Origin of the sequence: Enterobacter hormaechei subsp. xiangfangensis (assembly GCF_001729785.1) — a bacterium.
GTDB classification, from domain to species: domain Bacteria; phylum Pseudomonadota; class Gammaproteobacteria; order Enterobacterales; family Enterobacteriaceae; genus Enterobacter; species Enterobacter hormaechei_C.
Genome location: NZ_CP017183.1, coordinates 2,123,630 through 2,141,229, shown reverse-complemented (window position 1 = coordinate 2,141,229; position 17,600 = coordinate 2,123,630). Strand labels below are relative to the sequence as shown.

Annotated in this window: 19 protein-coding genes; 9 read left to right on the top strand and 10 right to left on the bottom strand. The window is 53.9% G+C overall.

The window, feature by feature from the left end; all coding sequences use genetic code 11:
• The first annotated feature begins 303 nt into the window (after positions 1–303).
• The 3 genes from BFV63_RS10340 (at position 304) to BFV63_RS10330 (ending at position 2,726) form a co-directional block, all read left to right on the top strand.
• On the top strand, positions 304–1,566 hold the full coding sequence (locus BFV63_RS10340; RefSeq protein WP_080465342.1) for an amino acid permease: 1,263 nt from the start codon (positions 304–306) through the stop codon (positions 1,564–1,566).
• Between the two features lie 87 nt (positions 1,567–1,653).
• Entirely contained in the window at positions 1,654–1,893 is a 240-nt protein-coding gene (locus tag BFV63_RS10335; protein ID WP_045342839.1) for a DinI family protein, read from the top strand.
• A gap of 149 nt (positions 1,894–2,042) precedes the next feature.
• A complete protein-coding gene (locus tag BFV63_RS10330; protein ID WP_069597524.1) occupies positions 2,043–2,726 on the top strand; it encodes an SOS response-associated peptidase in 684 nt (227 codons plus the stop codon).
• 59 nt (positions 2,727–2,785) lie between these two features.
• Here the strand turns inward: BFV63_RS10330 and BFV63_RS10325 are convergent, their stop codons facing one another.
• A complete protein-coding gene (locus BFV63_RS10325; RefSeq protein ID WP_048240875.1) occupies positions 2,786–3,277 on the bottom strand; it encodes a 2-thiouracil desulfurase family protein in 492 nt (163 codons plus the stop codon).
• A gap of 108 nt (positions 3,278–3,385) precedes the next feature.
• A complete protein-coding gene (locus BFV63_RS10320) occupies positions 3,386–4,189 on the bottom strand; it encodes an AraC family transcriptional regulator (RefSeq protein ID WP_039268873.1) in 804 nt (267 codons plus the stop codon).
• Between the two features lie 109 nt (positions 4,190–4,298).
• Between BFV63_RS10320 and BFV63_RS10315 the strand changes: the two genes are divergently transcribed.
• On the top strand, positions 4,299–5,090 hold the full coding sequence (locus tag BFV63_RS10315; protein WP_048241854.1) for a sulfite exporter TauE/SafE family protein: 792 nt from the start codon (positions 4,299–4,301) through the stop codon (positions 5,088–5,090).
• Between the two features lie 130 nt (positions 5,091–5,220).
• Here BFV63_RS10315 and dcp read toward each other — a convergent pair whose 3' ends face one another.
• Entirely contained in the window at positions 5,221–7,254 is a 2,034-nt protein-coding gene (gene dcp, locus BFV63_RS10310; RefSeq protein WP_045346318.1) for a peptidyl-dipeptidase Dcp, read from the bottom strand.
• A gap of 143 nt (positions 7,255–7,397) precedes the next feature.
• Here dcp and ydfG point away from each other — a divergent pair, with 143 nt between their 5' ends.
• Both ydfG and BFV63_RS10300 read left to right on the top strand, forming a co-directional pair.
• Positions 7,398–8,144 (top strand): bifunctional NADP-dependent 3-hydroxy acid dehydrogenase/3-hydroxypropionate dehydrogenase YdfG, encoded by a 747-nt coding sequence (gene ydfG / locus BFV63_RS10305; protein WP_015570609.1) that lies wholly within the window; start codon positions 7,398–7,400, stop codon positions 8,142–8,144.
• A gap of 90 nt (positions 8,145–8,234) precedes the next feature.
• Positions 8,235–8,921 carry a GntR family transcriptional regulator gene (locus tag BFV63_RS10300; RefSeq protein ID WP_003857403.1) on the top strand — a complete coding sequence of 229 codons (687 nt, stop codon included), beginning with the start codon at positions 8,235–8,237 and terminating at the stop codon, positions 8,919–8,921.
• A 35-nt stretch (positions 8,922–8,956) separates the two neighbouring features.
• On the opposite strand, the gene BFV63_RS10295 is transcribed toward BFV63_RS10300, so the two are convergent.
• Positions 8,957–9,388 (bottom strand): universal stress protein, encoded by a 432-nt coding sequence (locus tag BFV63_RS10295; RefSeq protein WP_003857404.1) that lies wholly within the window; start codon positions 9,386–9,388, stop codon positions 8,957–8,959.
• A 287-nt stretch (positions 9,389–9,675) separates the two neighbouring features.
• On the opposite strand from BFV63_RS10295, the gene ydfZ reads away from it, so the two are divergent.
• Positions 9,676–9,879 (top strand): putative selenium delivery protein YdfZ, encoded by a 204-nt coding sequence (ydfZ, locus tag BFV63_RS10290; RefSeq protein ID WP_003857405.1) that lies wholly within the window; start codon positions 9,676–9,678, stop codon positions 9,877–9,879.
• 44 nt (positions 9,880–9,923) lie between these two features.
• On the opposite strand, the gene BFV63_RS10285 is transcribed toward ydfZ, so the two are convergent.
• The 5 genes from BFV63_RS10285 to BFV63_RS10265 form a co-directional block, all read right to left on the bottom strand.
• Positions 9,924–11,387 carry a mannitol dehydrogenase family protein gene (locus BFV63_RS10285; protein WP_048240877.1) on the bottom strand — a complete coding sequence of 488 codons (1,464 nt, stop codon included), beginning with the start codon at positions 11,385–11,387 and terminating at the stop codon, positions 9,924–9,926.
• A gap of 223 nt (positions 11,388–11,610) precedes the next feature.
• The gene (locus tag BFV63_RS10280; protein ID WP_023314073.1) at positions 11,611–12,990 is read right to left on the bottom strand and encodes an MFS transporter; all 1,380 of its coding nucleotides are present in this window, start codon (positions 12,988–12,990) and stop codon (positions 11,611–11,613) included.
• A gap of 73 nt (positions 12,991–13,063) precedes the next feature.
• Positions 13,064–14,083, bottom strand: coding sequence for a Zn-dependent oxidoreductase (locus BFV63_RS10275; protein WP_003857408.1), 1,020 nt, complete (start codon positions 14,081–14,083; stop codon positions 13,064–13,066).
• A 14-nt stretch (positions 14,084–14,097) separates the two neighbouring features.
• Complete coding sequence (gene manD, locus BFV63_RS10270) at positions 14,098–15,312, bottom strand: D-mannonate dehydratase ManD (protein WP_023314071.1); 1,215 nt, start codon at positions 15,310–15,312, stop codon at positions 14,098–14,100.
• Positions 15,313–15,423: 111 nt separating this feature from the next.
• The gene (locus BFV63_RS10265; RefSeq protein WP_003857412.1) at positions 15,424–15,750 is read right to left on the bottom strand and encodes a YnfA family protein; all 327 of its coding nucleotides are present in this window, start codon (positions 15,748–15,750) and stop codon (positions 15,424–15,426) included.
• Between the two features lie 150 nt (positions 15,751–15,900).
• Here BFV63_RS10265 and BFV63_RS10260 point away from each other — a divergent pair, with 150 nt between their 5' ends.
• Positions 15,901–16,239: a DUF1283 family protein gene (locus tag BFV63_RS10260; RefSeq protein ID WP_023300007.1), complete on the top strand. Its 339-nt coding sequence runs from the start codon at positions 15,901–15,903 to the stop codon at positions 16,237–16,239.
• Positions 16,239–16,799 (top strand): spermidine N1-acetyltransferase, encoded by a 561-nt coding sequence (gene speG, locus BFV63_RS10255; RefSeq protein ID WP_003857416.1) that lies wholly within the window; start codon positions 16,239–16,241, stop codon positions 16,797–16,799. Before BFV63_RS10260 ends, speG begins: the two co-directional genes overlap by 1 nt.
• A gap of 17 nt (positions 16,800–16,816) precedes the next feature.
• On the opposite strand, the gene BFV63_RS10250 is transcribed toward speG, so the two are convergent.
• Positions 16,817–17,527, bottom strand: a complete 711-nt coding sequence (locus tag BFV63_RS10250; protein ID WP_023324578.1) for a YnfC family lipoprotein — start codon at positions 17,525–17,527, stop codon at positions 16,817–16,819.
• Positions 17,528–17,600: the final 73 nt, after the last annotated feature.

Sequence of the window (17,600 nt, the reverse complement as noted above, 5' to 3'; positions counted from 1 at the left end):
TCCCCCTTCAATATGATGGCGCCTTATGGTACTTAATAAAACAGGGTATTTATTCTTTAATTAACAGACGTGCAGGCAGGGAAAGTCAGTCGTTATTTGTTCGTTAATTTAACAAATCCCCTTCTTAATTAACCGCCTGTTAAAGCATCGTCAAAGAATAACGATAGTTATTGCAGGCATACACATAAGGTTTACGGTATGCGAAATCAAACCCCTCCCACCCGTGGTGTAATGGCGCAGCAACGACTACAGGCAGATAAAAACTAAATAAGTCGTCGCTCCTCTAACAACGCGGTAAATATGATGAATAAAGCCACCACTCTCTCAGCTAATATTACAACACGCTCTAACTGGCACTGGCAGGATAACATCTGGACGCTGGGCCTCTACGGTACAGCCGTCGGGGCGGGAACGCTGTTCCTGCCCGTGGAAATCGGCACCCGTGGTCCGGTTATTTTCCTGGTCATGCTCCTGCTGGGGCTGCCGTTATCCCTGATCCCCCATTTACTCCTTTGTCGTGTGTATATGCGAGAAGAGAAGAATGAAAACGGCACGTTGCCGATCTTCGGCTCCTTCTTCAGCGGACGGGGTGAAAAGCTGATCACCCTGTTCTATTGTGTGACCTTCTTCCCGGTAACCCTGGTTTACGGGGTGGCGCTGATTAATGCGCTGAGTAATTTACTGGTGGAGCATCTGCATATTACCGCGCTCAGTCGTGGGCCATTGTCGTTTATCGTGGTTGCCGCACTTTATGTGGTGCTTAGCAAGGGCCGGGACAGAGTCGTGGCCATTATGAGCGCACTGGCTCTGCCGTTCGCGGCATCTGTACTGCTGATCGCCGTATCACTTATCCCGGGATGGCATCTGTCTAACCTGACCAATACGGCCGCTGAAATGAACGCCACGCCGCTGCCGGTAACGCTGAAAAATATCTGGCTGACGCTGCCGCTTATTACCTTCTCGTTTTGCTGTGCGCCTATGGTCTCCCCGCTGAGCTCTTACTACCGGGAGAGGAAAGCGGAGGGCGAGAAAAAGGCACTGTTCGTGATCCGCATCGCCTATTTAGCCATCTTCGCCAGTATCCTCTTTTTCGTGCTGAGCTGCGTGCTGGGGATCCCGCATGACAACTTTGTACGGGCGAAGGCGGAAAACCTGAATGTGCTGTCCGTGATGAAAGGAAACGGTGATTTCAGCCTGATTTACCACATTGCCCCGCTCATCGCTATCATCGGTATGACGAAATCCTTTCTCGGCGTAGGCCTGTCGGTCGCACAAACGTTTGGTCAGCTGGCTGCCAGCGTATCCGGCAATAAGGCCAGCGCCAGCAAGCGGCTGGCCTCTCTGGCGCTGTTCCTGCTGACCTATGGCATTGTTTATGCCAATCCGGATGTGCTCAGCCTGATTGAAATGTTCTGCGGACCACTGATCGCGGTGATCCTGTTCCTTATCCCTGCGTACCTCATATACACCCGCCCCTCGCTGGCGGAGCTTCGCGGCGTGACGGTGTTTCTGGTTGTTCTGGGCGGACTGGCAACGCTGTCTGCATTGCTCTGGACAATGCTTTAGCCTGAACGCCGTTTGACTGTACCCATATACAGTAGTATTTTACGTTCAGGCTGAATCACATGCGTAATATCCATAAGGTAAACAATCATGTTTGTGGAACTGGTTTATGACAAGCGAAACGTACAGGGGCTGGAGGGAGCCAGGGAAATCATCCTGACCGAGCTGACAAAACGCGTGCACCGGATTTTTCCTGATGCCAGCGTGACGGTTAAGCCAATGCAAGCGAACGGCCTGAACAGCGACGCCAGCAAAAGCGACCGTGAAAAGCTCAACCGCATGCTCGAGGAGATGTTCGAAGAGTCGGATATGTGGTTGATACAAGAGTAACCGGGCGCAAAGCCCGGCTCTGTTTTCAACTAACAATACCCCTGTGTATCCAGGCCGCGATTTTCCAGCATCGGTTCAATCTCAGAAGCATGCCCGCGCGACTTTTTCTCCCTGCCCTATACTTTCAGTCTGACTGACTGGAGGTTTCTATGTGTGGACGTTTTGCACAAGCCCAAACCCGTGAAGAATATCTGGCTTACCTGGCCGACGAAGGCGAACGCGATATCGCATATGACCCTGAACCCATTGGCCGCTACAACGTTGCGCCCGGTACCAAAGTGCTGCTGTTAAGCGAACGTGACGAACAACTGCACCTCGATCCGGTATTCTGGGGCTACGCGCCTGGATGGTGGGACAAAGCACCACTGATTAACGCGCGTGTAGAAACCGCAGCCACCAGCAGAATGTTTAAACCTCTTTGGCAGCATGGCCGGGCGATCTGCTTTGCCGATGGGTGGTTCGAATGGAAAAAGGAAGGCGACAAGAAACAGCCGTATTTTATTCATCGGGCCGACGGGCAGCCGATATTCATGGCGGCGATCGGCAGTACGCCGTTTGAGCGCGGCGATGAAGCCGAGGGATTTCTCATAGTGACCTCTGCTGCGGATAAAGGCCTCATTGATATACACGATCGACGGCCGCTGGTTCTGTCGCCAGAAGCAGCAAGAGAATGGATGCGACAGGATGTTGGCGGGAAAAAAGCGGAAGAGATCATTGCCGACGGTACAGTACCCGCCGACGAGTTTATTTGGCATGCTGTAACTCGCGCCGTGGGGAACGTGAAGAATCAGGGGGCGGAGTTAATCGAGGTGGCTCATAAAATAGAAAAATGAGCTGCATACCCATTATGACCAGGAAGCAATGCCGCTCGGCGTTAATCCTTGAGAATCGTTCATTCCCTTTCTTCAATCCAGTTCATAAGCTCCGCAAACTGAGTTTCTGAAAATACCGCAATACCATGCTCGGAGAGTAATGACGCTGCCACTCCCATACCCGATTTACGCTGATTACTGAAAGAACCGTTGTAGATAAACTGAGTTCCGCACGTTGGACTACCATCAGTTAACAAAGCAGCAGTACATCCTGCTTCTTGTGCTGCTCGCAGAGCCAGCCAGGCTGCAAGTTGATAATGCCCGGTAACATCTGTTCCGGTGTTTTCAATTATTCTGGCTTGTCCACGCATTACGTCTTTACCCTCAGCAGACATAATCTCAGCGGGTGGTCTCGGAACAGGTAGCCCCGCAGCCAACTCAGGGCAGTGGATCACCAGGCGCTGCTCCTGTTGCCAGCGAGCAAGTTGATGAGTCATCTGCGCTTTCTCTTTCCCGTTATAACGGACTTTAAGGCCCATCAGGCAGGCACTGACCAGTATTTTATTTATCATTATTTAATAGTATTAAGATCCAAAACGCCTACGATTTTAACACCTTAACCCTTCTCATGAATTAAAGAATTTGACGTGGCAGCCTCTTTAGCTGGTACATAGCTGACGCTATGATCGGTGCCCTGTCCCGTGGAACTTTTTGAATAATGCCGGGTGATAATACGAAGGTGGCTGTCCTGTGACACGGCGGAACATCGTTGCGAAGGATGATGCATTATCGTATCCAAGAGTCAAGGCTACTTCATTTACGGGTTTTCCCGTTATCAACAATGCCAGCGCGCTAACCACGCATGCTCGTTGGCGCCAGACAGAAAATGACATGCCCATTTGCTTAAGGAAATGGCGACGAAAGGTGCTGTCGCTCATGAACAGCGCATTTGCCCAGCGCTCTGCTGGATCATGGATTGAGGGATTGAGTAAAAACGCCTGACAAAGAGCCAGTAGGGCCGGATGTCGCGGCAGCGGAATATCGAATTCGCGAACCGGCATAGCCGCCAGCTCCAATATCATCAGATTTATCAGTGCACGGTCACGCGTGCTTTCATACAGTGGCGGTAAATCCACTGACTCAAGCAATAGCTGACGTAATAATGGCGATACGCTAATAACTTCACAACGAGGATATTTTAAGAAGGCATTCACGAAATCTGGTTCTATATACAGACTGCGAGTAGTCACGCCAACAAATTTGACGGCGTGCATAGTTTCGGGTGGGATCCAAACAGCATGTTGTGGAGGAACAATCCACTCTCCATCCTGGGTTATGACATGCATTAATCCGGTCGCGCCATATAGCAGCTGCGCGCGGCGATGTTTGTGCTGTGGCAGCATAAATCCCTGCACATAGTCATTGCCTATCGCTACCACTTCACGATCTAGCTGCTCGACCTCTTCAATCTTTACGTTGCGCACACCCGTCTCCTTATGACCGATTTACAAAGGTAATTGAGCGCGGCGCGAATGGGAAGCAGGACGCTACCGGTATAAGCTGCGAAATCATTTTCAGGTCGAGGGTATGATTTTGAATGATATCGCAATCATTGCGCTGGCAGGCTTTACTACCGGTATTACCACCGTGCTTTTTGGCTTTGGCGGCGGCTTTGTCGTAGTACCATTCGTTTATCAACTAATGCTACGGCAGACCGAACTGGCACTAAACGCCATGCATATCGCGGTTGCTACCTCTACATCGGTGATGATATTTAACGCGGGCTGGGTCACCTATCGAAACTGGCGAGCTTGCGAGCTTTCATCGCAAATGTTATTCCCGTTACTATGGTTTATAGCCATTGGGGCTATCATGGGTTCCTGTCTGGCAGGAATATTTAGTGAGAGTGTTGTTCGCGCGCTGTTCATTTTCTACATGCTGGCAACAATCAGCGATTGTTTGTTGCGTAAGGGTTTTCTCGGAGGAAGTTCTCTGCGTCGCTTGTCACTTCCTGTAGTAACAGGCGGCGGAGTGACCATTGGTATGATAGCCGCATTGCTTGGCGTGGGCGGAAGCGTAATGACGGTACCCCTGTTACGGCGCCATGGTTATGCGATGCGTGAATGCATTAGTGCTTCTAATCCGCTTTCCCTGCCCGTCGCGCTATGTGGTGCCGTGACGTATGCAGTTATGGGCTGGCAAACTATTCCTGTGAATGGATTTCTCGGTTTTATCAACCTGAAAATTTTAGGTATGTTGGTACTAACAGGCTGGGCAGGAATAGTTTTTAGCCGTCGGGTTATACCTGCTGTACCTGATATTTGGCACGCACGAATCTATGTCATGCTGCTGTTCCTGGTGTTACTGGCGATGCTATTTCAGTAACCCTCTTTTATCGCAGCGACTAATGGCCCGTAATTATACCTGTCTCAATGTACCTTTCAGACACAAAGCGGACCAAAGCGTACAAAAAACCGGGCCTCGCGCCCGGTTCTGTTTAAACACTAAAAAAGCCTTACGCACTCAATCCGCGATTCTCCAGCATCGGTTCGATCTTCGGATCGTGCCCGCGCCAGTTCCGGTAAAGTTCAGCTAGATCAGTGCTGTTGCCGCGGGACAAAATCGCCTCGCGGAATGTCTGTCCGTTTTCGCGGGTCAAACCACCCTGCTCGACAAACCACTGATAGCCATCGTCCGCCAGCATTTGCGTCCACAGGTAAGCGTAATACCCCGCCGCGTACCCGCCGCCGAAGATATGGGCGAAATAGCTGCTGCGATAGCGCGGCGGTACGGCTGGAAGATCCAACCCCTCTTTTTTCAACGCGGCGGCTTCAAAGGCTTCCACGTCTTCAATGGGCTCCTGAATGCCGTGCCAGTTCATATCCAGCAGCGCGGCGCTCAATAGCTCCGTCATGTCATAACCCTTGTTAAACTGGGTCGCATTGAGCATTTTTTCCCGCAGCGCATCCGGCATCGGTTCGCCGGTTTGATAATGACGAGCAAAGTGCGCAAACACCTGCGGATGGCTGGCCCAGTGTTCATTGATCTGCGACGGAAATTCAACGAAATCACGCGGCGTGTTGGTGCCTGAAAGCGTGGCATAGCGCTGGCTGGCAAACAGACCATGCAGGGTATGGCCAAACTCGTGGAACAGGGTAATCACATCATCCCAGGAGATCAGCGCGGTTTGCCCGTTCGCCGGTTTTTGATAGTTGCAGACGTTATAAATCACCGGACGCGCAGCAAACTCGTAAGACTGCTCAACAAAATTCCCCATCCACGCACCGCCCGCTTTGGAATCACGCGCGAAAAAGTCGCCATAGAACAGCGCCATGCCTTCACCCGTGTGGTCGAAAATCTCCCACACGCGAACATCCGGGTGATAAACCGGAATATCGAAACGCTCGACAAAACGAATACCGAACAGCTGCGTGGCGGTCCAGAATACGCCATCTTCAAGCACGGTATTGAGCGCGAAATAGGGTTTGATCTGCGACTCATCCAGCGCGTATTTCGCTGAGCGCACGCGTTCGGCATAAAACGCCCAGTCCCAGGCCTGCACCGTAAAACCGCCCTGCTCGTCGTCGATGACTTTCTGAATATCCGCCTGCTCCAGCGCAGCCCTGCCGCGCGCCGCAGGCACTATTCCGCGCATGAATTCGAGCGCGGCTTCCGGCGTTTTCGCCATTTGATCGGCAATGCTCCAGCTCGCATAGTTGTCAAAGCCGAGCAGCTGCGCCTGTCTTGCCCGTAACGCGGTAAGCCGACGGATCAACTCGCGCGTATCGTTTTCGTCGCCTTTCTGAGTGCGTTCCCAGCCCGCGCTGAACAACTTTTTACGGGTCTCGCGCAACGCCAGCGCCGCCAGCGCGGGCTGTTGCGTGGTATTCAAAAGCGGGATCAGCCAGCGCTCCTTCAGCCCTTTTTCTGCGGCAGCGTGAGCCGCGGCAGCCATCTCCTCCGCACTGAGCCCGTCAAGCTGGCGAACATCGTCCACCACCAGCCCTCCCGCCTTATTCGCCGCGAGCAGGCGCTGGTTGAACTGGCTGGTCAGGGTGGCGGCTTCGGTATTCAGAGATTTCAGCTCGGCTTTTTCATCGGCGTTCAGACGCGCGCCCGCAAGAACAAAGTGCTGATACGTCTCCTCCGTCAGTCGGCGGGATTCGGCATCCAGCGCCTCGCGATCCTGCCAGACGGCTTCCACGCGGGCGAAAAGCGTATCGTTTAGCCAGATATCGTTCGCCAGCCCGGCCAGTTCGGTGGAGAACTGCTCGTCCAGTGCCTGAAGATAATCGTTGGTGTGTGCGGACGTCATGGCGAAGAACACGCTGCTGACGCGCGACAGCATGGCCCCGCTCTTTTCCAGCGCCAGCACGGTGTTATCGAAGTCCGGCGCGGCGCGCTGCGCGATAATCGCGTCAATGTCTGCACGCTTCAGGCGCATTGCTTCATCAAACGCCGGGCGATAATGGCTGTCGTTGATCGCATCAAAACGTGGCGCCTGATAAGGCAACAGGCTAATTTCAAAAAAAGGATTGTTGACCGACATCGTTTACTCCTGTGCACGGTATTTCTCCCCAGAGTAGGCCAGCCTGCGCCAGCCTGCAATGGCGTCATACAAATGTTGCCTTAACGACGTGCCGGAGAGCGTGCTATGTTAGTACAACACAAAAAGCGTTGAGGAACAGTGAGATGATTATTTTAGTTACCGGGGCGACAGCGGGTTTTGGTGAAAGCATCACGCGTCGCTTCGTCGCCAACGGACACAAAGTGATTGCAACGGGGCGTCGTCAGGAGCGTTTGCAGGAGCTAAAAGACGAGCTGGGTGACAGCATTCTGACCGCACAGCTGGACGTCCGCAACCGCGCCGCCATTGAAGAGATGATTGCCAACCTGCCTGCCGAATGGCGTGAAATTGACGTGCTGGTCAATAACGCTGGCCTGGCGCTGGGTATGGAGCCTGCCCACAAAGCCAGCGTGGAAGACTGGGAGAACATGATCGACACCAACAACAAAGGCCTGGTGTACATGACCCGCGCCGTGCTGCCGGGCATGGTTGAACGTAACCGTGGTCATATCATTAACATCGGTTCCACCGCCGGAAGCTGGCCTTACGCGGGCGGCAACGTCTATGGCGCGACCAAAGCCTTTGTCCGCCAGTTCAGTCTGAACCTGCGCACCGACCTGCACGGAACTGCGATCCGCGTGACCGATGTTGAGCCGGGTCTGGTAGGCGGAACCGAATTCTCCAACGTGCGTTTCAAAGGCGATGACGCGAAAGCGGATAAAACCTATGAAAACGCGAATGCGCTGACGCCGGAAGATATCACCGAAACCGTCTGGTGGGTCGCGAATTTGCCGAAGCATGTCAACATCAACACGGTTGAGATGATGCCCGTCAGCCAGACCTATGCCGGACTCAGCGTGCATCGCGGGTAATTCACCCTTCCCGGCCTGCGGGCCGGGTATGTGATGGCAGGGAAAAGAATGGTAGTATGTTCAGGTTAACTCTCTGAGAAATCACAACCCATGGCCGCTGAATCGCAACTTAATCCTACCCAGCCCGTTAATCAGCAAATATATCGCATCTTACGCCGTGATATTGTTCGCTGCCTGATCCCACCGGGAACGCCACTCTCAGAAAAAGAGGTTTCGGTACGTTTTGACGTTTCCCGTCAGCCCGTGCGCGAGGCGTTTATTAAACTCGCAGAAAACGGACTTATTCAGATCCGCCCACAGCGCGGCAGCTATGTAAATAAAATTTCGCTTTCGCAGGTACGGAATGGCTGTTTTGTTCGCCAGGCCATCGAGTGCGCCGTGGTGCGTCGCGCCGCGTCGCTCATCAACGATAACCAGTGCTACCTGCTGGAGCAAAACCTGCATCAGCAACGAATCGCCATCGACCGCAAACAGTTAAACGACTTTTTCCAGCTGGACGACGAGTTTCACCAAAAACTGGCGCAGATCGCCGAGTGCCAGCTCGCGTGGGATACCGTTGAAAACATCAAAGCGACCATCGACCGCGTGCGCTACATGAGCCTCGACCATGTTTCTCCGCCAGAGATGTTGCTGCGCCAGCATCATGATATTTTCAGCGCGCTGGAAAAACGCGACGTGGAAGCCGTAGATAAAGCGATGACGCTTCACCTTCAGGAAATTAGTGAGTCAGTTCAGTTAATTCGTCAGGAAAACCGCGAGTGGTTCAGCGAAGAATAAAACCTCGCCGCCCCCTTTCGGTTGCGGCGAAGTAATTAGCGGACCACTAATACTGGAATAGTGGCGTAGCGCAGGATAGTTTCAGCATTTGAACCCAGCAGATGGGTTGTCATGCTCGGGTTTCTTGATCCAATAACAATAACGTCATATTTCCCCTCTTTGCTGAGCTTGATGATTTCATCGCGTACGTTGCCGAAGCGAACTTCACAATCAATATTTTCCGGGGACATATCAAAGAGCCGTTTCAGCGCCTTCATCTTCTTATCAGACTCGGCGGTCATATACTCTTCGAACTTCTTAATATCGGCATTGAACCCCCGCAGTAACGAACGGCTGCTGTTAGGGAGAATGTTGACCAGGGTGATCGTCGCGCCTTCCGCCTTCGCGAGGTTGACCGCATGGCGTACCGCTTTATCGCTCAAATCCATTTCAAACACGTCAACAGGCATCAAAATTTTCTTATACATAAGCCTGACTCCTTTTCCGATGAAGGGTTATTTTCTGTCTCCAGAATGACATTGTGGATATAAACAAAGCCTAAACACTTGCATCCGGAAACTATCAATTAAGGAAAATAACTGTCCGCTTTGTAAAGTGGTGTCCTTAACCGTCAACGCCTGCATGAAATAAGAAAAAAGTGTGAGCTTGATCAAAAGCAAATAATTTCGTTAAAGAGAGGCGTATTAATAGTGCCCCGTGAACGGCAGCCGTCGAATTAGCGCCGTAGCGGATAAGTATGAGAGGAGAAAATACCATGATGACATACGACCGTAACCGAAATGCAATCACCACTGGCAGCCGCGTCATGATTAGCGGCACAGGTCAGTTCGGCGTGATTAAAGCGATCCACAGCGACGGCCTTAATGCCGAGCAGGTGCGTCGTGGTAAAACGGTTGAAGTGGAAGGATGCGAAGGTAAGTTCGAACCGATTGAGCTGATTCGCCTGGGGATGCACTAAGCTGCGCCCCGACATGCCGCCGCGGACGGCGGCATGTCATAGCGTTAAAGCCGGGTGGCGTACTCAGCAACCGTGGCCTTCGCGCCTTTTTGCAGCAACGTCTGATAAGCATGCATGACCGACGCCACAAACACCGCGTCCTTCGGCAGCTCGTTACCGAAAATAGCCTCAATGCCCAACAGCGCATTAACGCGGCTTTCGCCTTCAGCGCTACCGTTTACCGCCGCCTGAATCACCGCCAGCTGCGGGTCACTCACCTCAATCGGGTTACCCTGCTCATCCACACCGCCGACATAACGCATCCAGCCCGCCACACCGAGGGCCAGCAGCGGGAAGGGTTTCTGGTGGACCAGGTGCCAGCGCACGGAATCGAGCATCCGCTGCGGCAATTTCTGGCTACCGTCCATGGCGATTTGCCAGGTGCGGTGACGCAGGGCCGGATTGCTGTAGCGCGCGATCAACAGGTCAGCATAGTGAGCTAAATCCACCCCCTTTACTTTCAGAGTCGGCGCCTGCTCTTTCAGCATCAGCGCATGCGCGGCTACGCGATAATGTTCATCTTCCATGCAGTCGTTAATGTGCTGATAACCGGCAAGGTAGCCGAGATAGGCCAGGAACGAGTGGCTGCCGTTAAGCATTCGCAGCTTCATCTCTTCAAACGGAATGACATCAGAAACCAGTTCCGCACCGGCCTTTTCCCACTTTGGACGTCCGGCGACGAAATTATCTTCCACCACCCACTGGCGGAACGGCTCGCAGGCGACACCTGCCGGATCGCGTACGCCGGTCAGCTGTTCGATTTTATCCAGCGTGTCAGCCGTGACGGCGGGCACAATACGGTCCACCATGGTTGACGGGAAGGTGACGTTCGCTTCAATCCAGTCGGCCAGTTCGCCGTCAACAGCGCGCGCGTAGGCGCAGGTGACATTGCGCATCACGTGGCCGTTCTCCGGCATGTTATCGCATGACATCACGCTGAATGCTGGCAGCCCCGCCGCCTTACGCCGCGCCAACGCTTCAACCACGACGCCCGGCGCAGATTTCGGCTGATGGAGGTTTTGCAGGTCGGCAACGATTAACGGATGATCGAACATCAGTTGTCCTGTTGCCGGGGAATGGCAATACCCTTTCTCGGTGATGGTCAGGGAAACAATGGCGACCTGTGGCTCGCACAGCGCCGCCAACACGGTTTCCAGCCCGTCGACCTGCGCATGCAGCGCGTTTTTGACGACGCCGACCACGCGCGCTGTCCACGCATCGGCAGACATCTCTGCCACGGTATAAAGGTTATCCTGTGCCTTCAGATCGGCGACCTGCTGTTCGCCGCCAATCAGGTTAACTTCGCAGTAACCCCAGTCGCTGCCCTGTTCTGCGGCGAGTATATCGGTGTACACCGCCTGGTGCGCGCGGTGGAACGCGCCAAACCCTAAATGAACAATGCGTGCCTTGAGGCTGTCGCGATCGTACTGAGGACGCGTTGCCTTCGCCTGTAATAACTGGTTTTCCATGATTGAGACTCGTTAATTAATGAACGCTGTGATCCGCTGCCGCTTCCTTTTCAGAGCGGCAGCGCCTGCTGACTACACCAACTAGAATGGCAGTCGGAGTCAAAAAACGCTGCCATTAACCATACTGATACGTCGTTTTCAGATCTTGATTTACATTAACTTTTCGCCATGTGGTGTGACATCAGTAAAAAGTTGTGTGACAGGTAACACAAGATGTAAACCACTAGCGGCGTGAAGAGAGCGCGCCGTAGGCTACCGCTTCTTTATGCGGCGCTTCGGCTGCATCTTCGGCTTCACTCAGATCGCGGTCGCGCACTTCCGGCATCAGCAAAGCGGAGACCAGCCCAATCAGCGAGTACGCCACCAGCATCGCCACAATTGGCCACCAGGACCCGGTCATATTGCAGAAGATCCCCGCCAGCACCGGACCAAAGCCTACGGCCACCAGCCCTCCCGCCTCTTTCGAGATTGCCATGCGGGTAAAGCGGTTCCGCGAACCAAACATCTCTGCCATGGTGATGTTTTCCAGCGCAAACAGCCCGAGGACCGCAAAGTTATGAATAACGATGATAGAGAGCATAATCACGCCCGGCGCGTAACTCTTATCAACAATAATCGACAGCATCGGGTAAGCCAGAATAATGGCTGAAATGTTAAGGATGATATACGGCAGACGGCGCCCCACTTTATCGGACAGCCAGCCCAGCAGCGGAATGGTGAGGAAGCCGAGAATCGAACTGATCATCAGCGCATCGGTTGGGATCGCCTTATCAAATAACAGCGTCTGCACCAGATACCCGGCAAGGAAGGTCTGGATAAGCCCAGAGTTACCGGCCTGGCCAAAGCGCAGCCCCGTCGCCAGCCAGAACGATTTGCTCTTAAACATCGCGCCTAATGAGGTATCCTGCGCCGCCGCTGGCGCAACGGTTTCGGCGTCGTTAACCTTCTCAAACACCGGGCTCTCTTTAAGGTTCATACGCAGCCAGATGGCGAAGATCATCACCACCACGCTGGCGAGGAATGGCACGCGCCAGCCCCAGGCAATAAGTTCTTCACGATCGAGGGCAAAGAACATCACGGCCCAGATCGCCGTGGCGCTCAGCGTTCCGCAGTTGGTGCCCATGGCCACCAGCGAGGAGATGATGCCGCGTTTACCCTTCGGCGCGTACTCCGCCAGCATGGTGCCCGCACCGGAGATTTCTGCCCCCGCGCCAAGCCCCTGAATAATACGCAGCGTCACCAGCAGCACCGGTGCGAAAATCCCGATCTGCGCGTAGGTCGGCAGCACGCCGATTAAGGTGGTACAGATCCCCATCATGGTGATGGTGATAAACAGCACTTTTTTACGGCCAATTCTGTCGCCCATTCTGCCGAAGATAAATGCCCCGACGATACGCGCGATGTAGCCTGCGCCGTAGGTGCCCATCGCCAGGATCAGCGCCATGGCCGCCGATTGCTCAGGGAAGAAAATTTCATGAAACACCAGCGCGGCGCCAAGGGAGTAGAGCTGGAAATCCATAAATTCCAGGGCGGTGCCCAGCCAGCCAGATACGGCGGCTTTCACCAAATCTGACGTACTTCTTTGAGGTTGTGCTTGAGTCATAATGGCTATCTCTGAAAGGTAAGATGCGTACCACTTAGAGCCTGTCTTCGCAGGCTCTTAACCGCGTGAATTATTATTGGTCGAACGTGAGCAAGACTTTGCAGCACTGCCGCTGGTCTTTTTCAAACAGTTCGATGGCGTCTGTAACGTGGTGATAGTCAAATGTATGGGTGACCAGTTTTTCAGGGTCGATCAGCCCTTTTTCCAGCCAGTCAATGACCACCGGGAATTTGTTGGCATTCAGGCGCGAAGAGAAGATCGACAGCTCTTTGCCGGTGATCCCCTGCTGCACGATCTGGCTCGGGTCGCTGGAAAATCCCATCAGCACGATGCGCGCCGCCGGAGACGCCAGCGTAATCGCTTCCTGCAAAATGGACGGATGACAGGCAGCATCGATGATTAATGTCGGCTTGATGCCTTTTTCATCCAGCGCAGTCTGTAACGACTGCTCGCCGTTGTTGAAGACCCAGTCTGCGCCGCTGCGTTGCGCCATCTCCAGCCGCTCATCAATGCGGTCTACCACGATGACCTGCTTCACCTTGTAAACGCCCTTCAGCGCCTGCACGGTGACCAGCCCCATCGGGCCTGCGCCGTAGATCAGCGCCACGTCCTGTTCGGTGGGTTTCGCCTGCCCCGTCACGTTGGCGGCAATGGTGAATGGCTCAACCATCACCGCGTGTTTGTCAGGGATCGCATCCGGAATGTGCCAGGCATTTTTCGCCGGCACGACGGCGTATTCGCTGAAACCACCGTCGCGATGGACGCCCAGCACCACCAGCGAGGTGCAAACGTTCGGTTTTCCGACGGAACAGGGGTAACAGTGCCCGCAGCTGATCACCGGATCCACCGAAACGCGCTGGCCGAGTCGGGTGCCCTCCACGCCTTCGCCAACCGCGTCTATTTCGCCAAAGAATTCGTGACCGATTACCCGCGGATATTTTGCAAACGGGTTATGCCCGCGATAGATATGGCTGTCTGAACCGCAGATACCGGCGAGCTTAATTTTGACGCGGACGTCGCCTGCCCCCGGCAACGGGAGAGGACGCTCCTCAATCTCCAGCGCATTCGGCTGTTGGATCACTACGCTTTTCATCATTCGCTCCTCGTTTACCAGTTCCAGAGAGTGCCGTCTTCCAGACGGGCCACCGGCAGATAAGCCGGATCGTACGGGTATTTCGCTGCCAGCTTCTCATCAAACTCAATGCCCAGCCCTGGCTTGTCGCCCGGGTGCATATAGCCGTTATCGAAGCGCCAGCTGTGCGGGAACACTTCCAGCATCTGCTCTGAATAACCCATATACTCCTGCACACCAAAGTTCGGTACCCACAGGTCAAAATGCAGCGCCGCGGCGTGGCAAATCGGCGACAGATCCGACGGGCCGTGTGAGCCGGTACGCACCTGGTAGAGTGAGGCAAAGTCCGCAATGCGACGCATCCCGGTGATGCCGCCCGCATGGGTTATGGTGGCGCGGATATAGTCAATGAGCTGCTCTTCAATCAGCTGCTTGCAGTCCCAGATGCTGTTGAACACTTCCCCCACCGCAATTGGCGTGACGGTGTGCTGGCGGATCAGGCGGAAACACTCCTGGTTTTCAGCGGGAGTCGGATCTTCCATCCAGAACAGGCGGTAATCTTCAATACTTTTGCCGAACCGCGCCGCTTCGATGGGCGTCAGACGGTGGTGCATGTCGTGAAGGAGATGTTCACTGAAACCGAACTGGCTGCGCACTGCGTCGAACAGTTTGGGCGTGAAGTCGAGGTATTTCTCGGTGGACCACAGCTGCTCTTCCGGCCAAGCGCCCTTGGTCGCAGGTTCATACGCCAGCCCTTTGCCTTTGGCCATGCCGTAGGTGGTTTTCATTCCCGGCACGCCGCACTGCACGCGAATTGCCTTGAAGCCCATCTCTTTATGACGGGCATAATCTTCCAGCACGTCGTCAATGGTGTGCCCGGTGGTGTGACAATAAACCATCACTCCTTCCCGGGAAGCCCCGCCCAGAAGCTGATAGAGCGGCATGTTCGCGGCTTTCGCCTTAATGTCCCATAGCGCCATATCCACGGCAGAAATCGCTGACATGGTTACCGGACCACGACGCCAGTAAGCGCCTTTATAGAAGAACTGCCAGATATCTTCGATGCGGTGCGCATCGCGGCCAATCAGCTGAGGGCACAGGTGATCTTTCAGGTAAGAGGCAACGGAAAGTTCGCGTCCGTTCAGCGTGGCATCACCCAGGCCGACAATGCCTTCATCGGTCGTAATTTTAAGGGTGACAAAGTTACGCCCCGGGCAGGTGACAAATACTTCAGCCCCGACAATCTTCATAATCCATTTCCTTACATCGCTCGTTGTGATGCAGGAAATTTACGCAACTACACTACTACCATACAAGTATAATGATCGTAAAATCAGCGGGCGATCACACTATAAGGACGCTTATGCGCGTCCCCAACCGGCCACGATGATCAACATGCCGCACAGGGCAATCAGCGCGCCTGCCCAGTCATACAGGCTTAGCCGGACGCCATCGACAACGCGCAGCCACAGCAGCGCGGTACAGACGTACACTCCGCCGTAGGCCGCATATACCCTCCCGCTGGCGGCCGGATGCAGGGTGAGCAGCCAGACAAAAAGGGCCAGGGACACACCCGCCGGGATCAGCAGCAGCGCGGAAGCGCCCCGCTTTAGCCAGAGCCACGGCAAAAAGCATCCGATGATTTCGCACAGCGCGGTCGCGAAAAAAAGCAGCGTCGTTTTGAACATTTTTCTCGTTTCGTGAGGATTGATTTAGACATCATACGCGATAATGTTCACATCGTTCCCATACCTGCCGCGCGGGTATGACACCCTTTCGGATTGGTGTAGAATCCAACGGGGTAATCCGATTCTCTGCACCCGTTTAAAGGAAACGCTATGACTACATTAAGCAAACGCCTTTGTCTGACAGCCGCACTGGCACTGTCCTCGTTCGCCTTCGCCGCAACGGCATCAGCCGAAACCAGCAAACTCATCATTGAGTCTGGTGACAGCGCGCAAAGCCGCCAGAATGCTGCCATGGACAAAGAACAATGGAATGACACCCGCAGCCTGCGTCAGAAAGTGAATAAGCGCGTGGAGAAAGAGTGGGATAAAGAAGACGTCGCGTTTGATGCCCGCGACAAATGCCAGCAAAGTGCCAACGTCAACGCTTACTGGGAGCCTAACACCCTGCGCTGTCTCGATCGTCGCACTGGCCGCACGGTAGCACCGTAATGTCGACGCCGTGTGACGTTAAGCTCCGTCCGCTGGAGCGCGAAGATTTACGCTTTGTTCACCAGCTCGACAACAATGCCAGCGTGATGCGCTACTGGTTTGAAGAGCCTTATGAGGCGTTTGTCGAGCTGTCCGATCTCTACGATAAGCATATCCACGATCAGAGTGAACGCCGGTTTGTGGTGGAGTGCGAAGGTGAAAAAGCCGGGCTGGTTGAACTGGTTGAGATCAACCACGTTCACCGTCGGGCGGAATTTCAGATCATTATTTCACCGGAGCACCAGGGGAAAGGTCTTGCGTCGCGAGCGGCAAAGCTGGCGATGGATTACGGGTTTAACGTCCTGAATCTCTACAAGCTTTACCTTATCGTCGACAAAGAGAACGAAAAAGCGATTCATATCTACCGTAAGCTGGGCTTTATGGTGGAAGGTGAACTGATCCATGAGTTCTTTATTAACGGCGAATACCGTAACACCATACGCATGTGCATTTTCCAGCATCAGCATCTGGCCGGGCATAAGTCCTCCTCCGCCAGCCTGCTTAAACCCACCGCGCAGTAACCTGCGCGGTTTTATTCTCAATAATATTCAATGCTGTTTTTGATGGTGTACTTGCGCTCAACGGCAGGTTTGACGCTGTCATCTGTTATCACCAGCTCACAGTTCACCGGGTTGTTGTGGCGATCGTAATCACAGCTCTGCTTTACATTGCCCATCGGTTTATCGTTCAACAGGCTTACCGCCGTATAATCCATGCGCTTGCGCAGATCTTTCGAAGGCACCGACTTGACCGATAAACGCTGGTCGCCGGAAACCGTAGTTTTACCCAGCGGGTAGCCGTCGGCGTCATACTGGTACTTCACTTCCAACTCTTTACTGTGCGCTGCAACCACAAACCCGTTATCGTCGGTGTCCCACGTCAGGCCGGCAGACGGCAGTTCCGCCAGCTGGCATTTCCCCTGCAACTTTACCTTCTGCTGCTGGGTTTCCGCATCGACGTAGTAGTTAGCATCCAGCACCAGCGCAACGCCCGTATTCGCTTCGAGATCGTGCAGTTCCAGCGTATCGAAACACCCTTCCGTTGACATCGTGCCGGTCACACGTTTAGAGACTTCACCCTTATCGTTAAACAGCGTCTGGGTAAAATCCTTCACCGGCCCGCGCAGAGGATCAAAGTCAAACTCGTTCGAAAAGCTCGCCATCTCCGGCGTAAATGACAGCGGCGCGGTGTTGTTGTCGCATCCCACCAGTACCGTTGCCAGTAGCGTTATCGCTGCGTATTTGTTCACATCATTTACCGTTCAGAGAGAGATACAATCATATTAGCAAATACAGCAACTTACATAACAGCACTTCATTTGA

What these genes read in the sequence shown, in the direction of transcription:
- speG (WP_003857416.1), top strand. Translation starts at nt 16,239, where the DNA reads ATGTCGACGCCGTGTGACGTTAAGCTCCGTCCGCTGGAGCGCGAAGAT.
- BFV63_RS10295 (WP_003857404.1), bottom strand. Translation starts at nt 9,388, where the DNA reads ATGTATAAGAAAATTTTGATGCCTGTTGACGTGTTTGAAATGGATTTG.
- BFV63_RS10260 (WP_023300007.1), top strand. Translation starts at nt 15,901, where the DNA reads ATGACTACATTAAGCAAACGCCTTTGTCTGACAGCCGCACTGGCACTG.
- manD (WP_023314071.1), bottom strand. Translation starts at nt 15,312, where the DNA reads ATGAAGATTGTCGGGGCTGAAGTATTTGTCACCTGCCCGGGGCGTAAC.
- BFV63_RS10335 (WP_045342839.1), top strand. Translation starts at nt 1,654, where the DNA reads ATGTTTGTGGAACTGGTTTATGACAAGCGAAACGTACAGGGGCTGGAG.
- BFV63_RS10285 (WP_048240877.1), bottom strand. Translation starts at nt 11,387, where the DNA reads ATGGAAAACCAGTTATTACAGGCGAAGGCAACGCGTCCTCAGTACGAT.
- dcp (WP_045346318.1), bottom strand. Translation starts at nt 7,254, where the DNA reads ATGTCGGTCAACAATCCTTTTTTTGAAATTAGCCTGTTGCCTTATCAG.
- ydfZ (WP_003857405.1), top strand. Translation starts at nt 9,676, where the DNA reads ATGATGACATACGACCGTAACCGAAATGCAATCACCACTGGCAGCCGC.
- BFV63_RS10330 (WP_069597524.1), top strand. Translation starts at nt 2,043, where the DNA reads ATGTGTGGACGTTTTGCACAAGCCCAAACCCGTGAAGAATATCTGGCT.
- BFV63_RS10325 (WP_048240875.1), bottom strand. Translation starts at nt 3,277, where the DNA reads ATGATAAATAAAATACTGGTCAGTGCCTGCCTGATGGGCCTTAAAGTC.
- BFV63_RS10300 (WP_003857403.1), top strand. Translation starts at nt 8,235, where the DNA reads ATGGCCGCTGAATCGCAACTTAATCCTACCCAGCCCGTTAATCAGCAA.
- BFV63_RS10265 (WP_003857412.1), bottom strand. Translation starts at nt 15,750, where the DNA reads ATGTTCAAAACGACGCTGCTTTTTTTCGCGACCGCGCTGTGCGAAATC.
- BFV63_RS10340 (WP_080465342.1), top strand. Translation starts at nt 304, where the DNA reads ATGAATAAAGCCACCACTCTCTCAGCTAATATTACAACACGCTCTAAC.
- BFV63_RS10280 (WP_023314073.1), bottom strand. Translation starts at nt 12,990, where the DNA reads ATGACTCAAGCACAACCTCAAAGAAGTACGTCAGATTTGGTGAAAGCC.
- ydfG (WP_015570609.1), top strand. Translation starts at nt 7,398, where the DNA reads ATGATTATTTTAGTTACCGGGGCGACAGCGGGTTTTGGTGAAAGCATC.
- BFV63_RS10275 (WP_003857408.1), bottom strand. Translation starts at nt 14,083, where the DNA reads ATGAAAAGCGTAGTGATCCAACAGCCGAATGCGCTGGAGATTGAGGAG.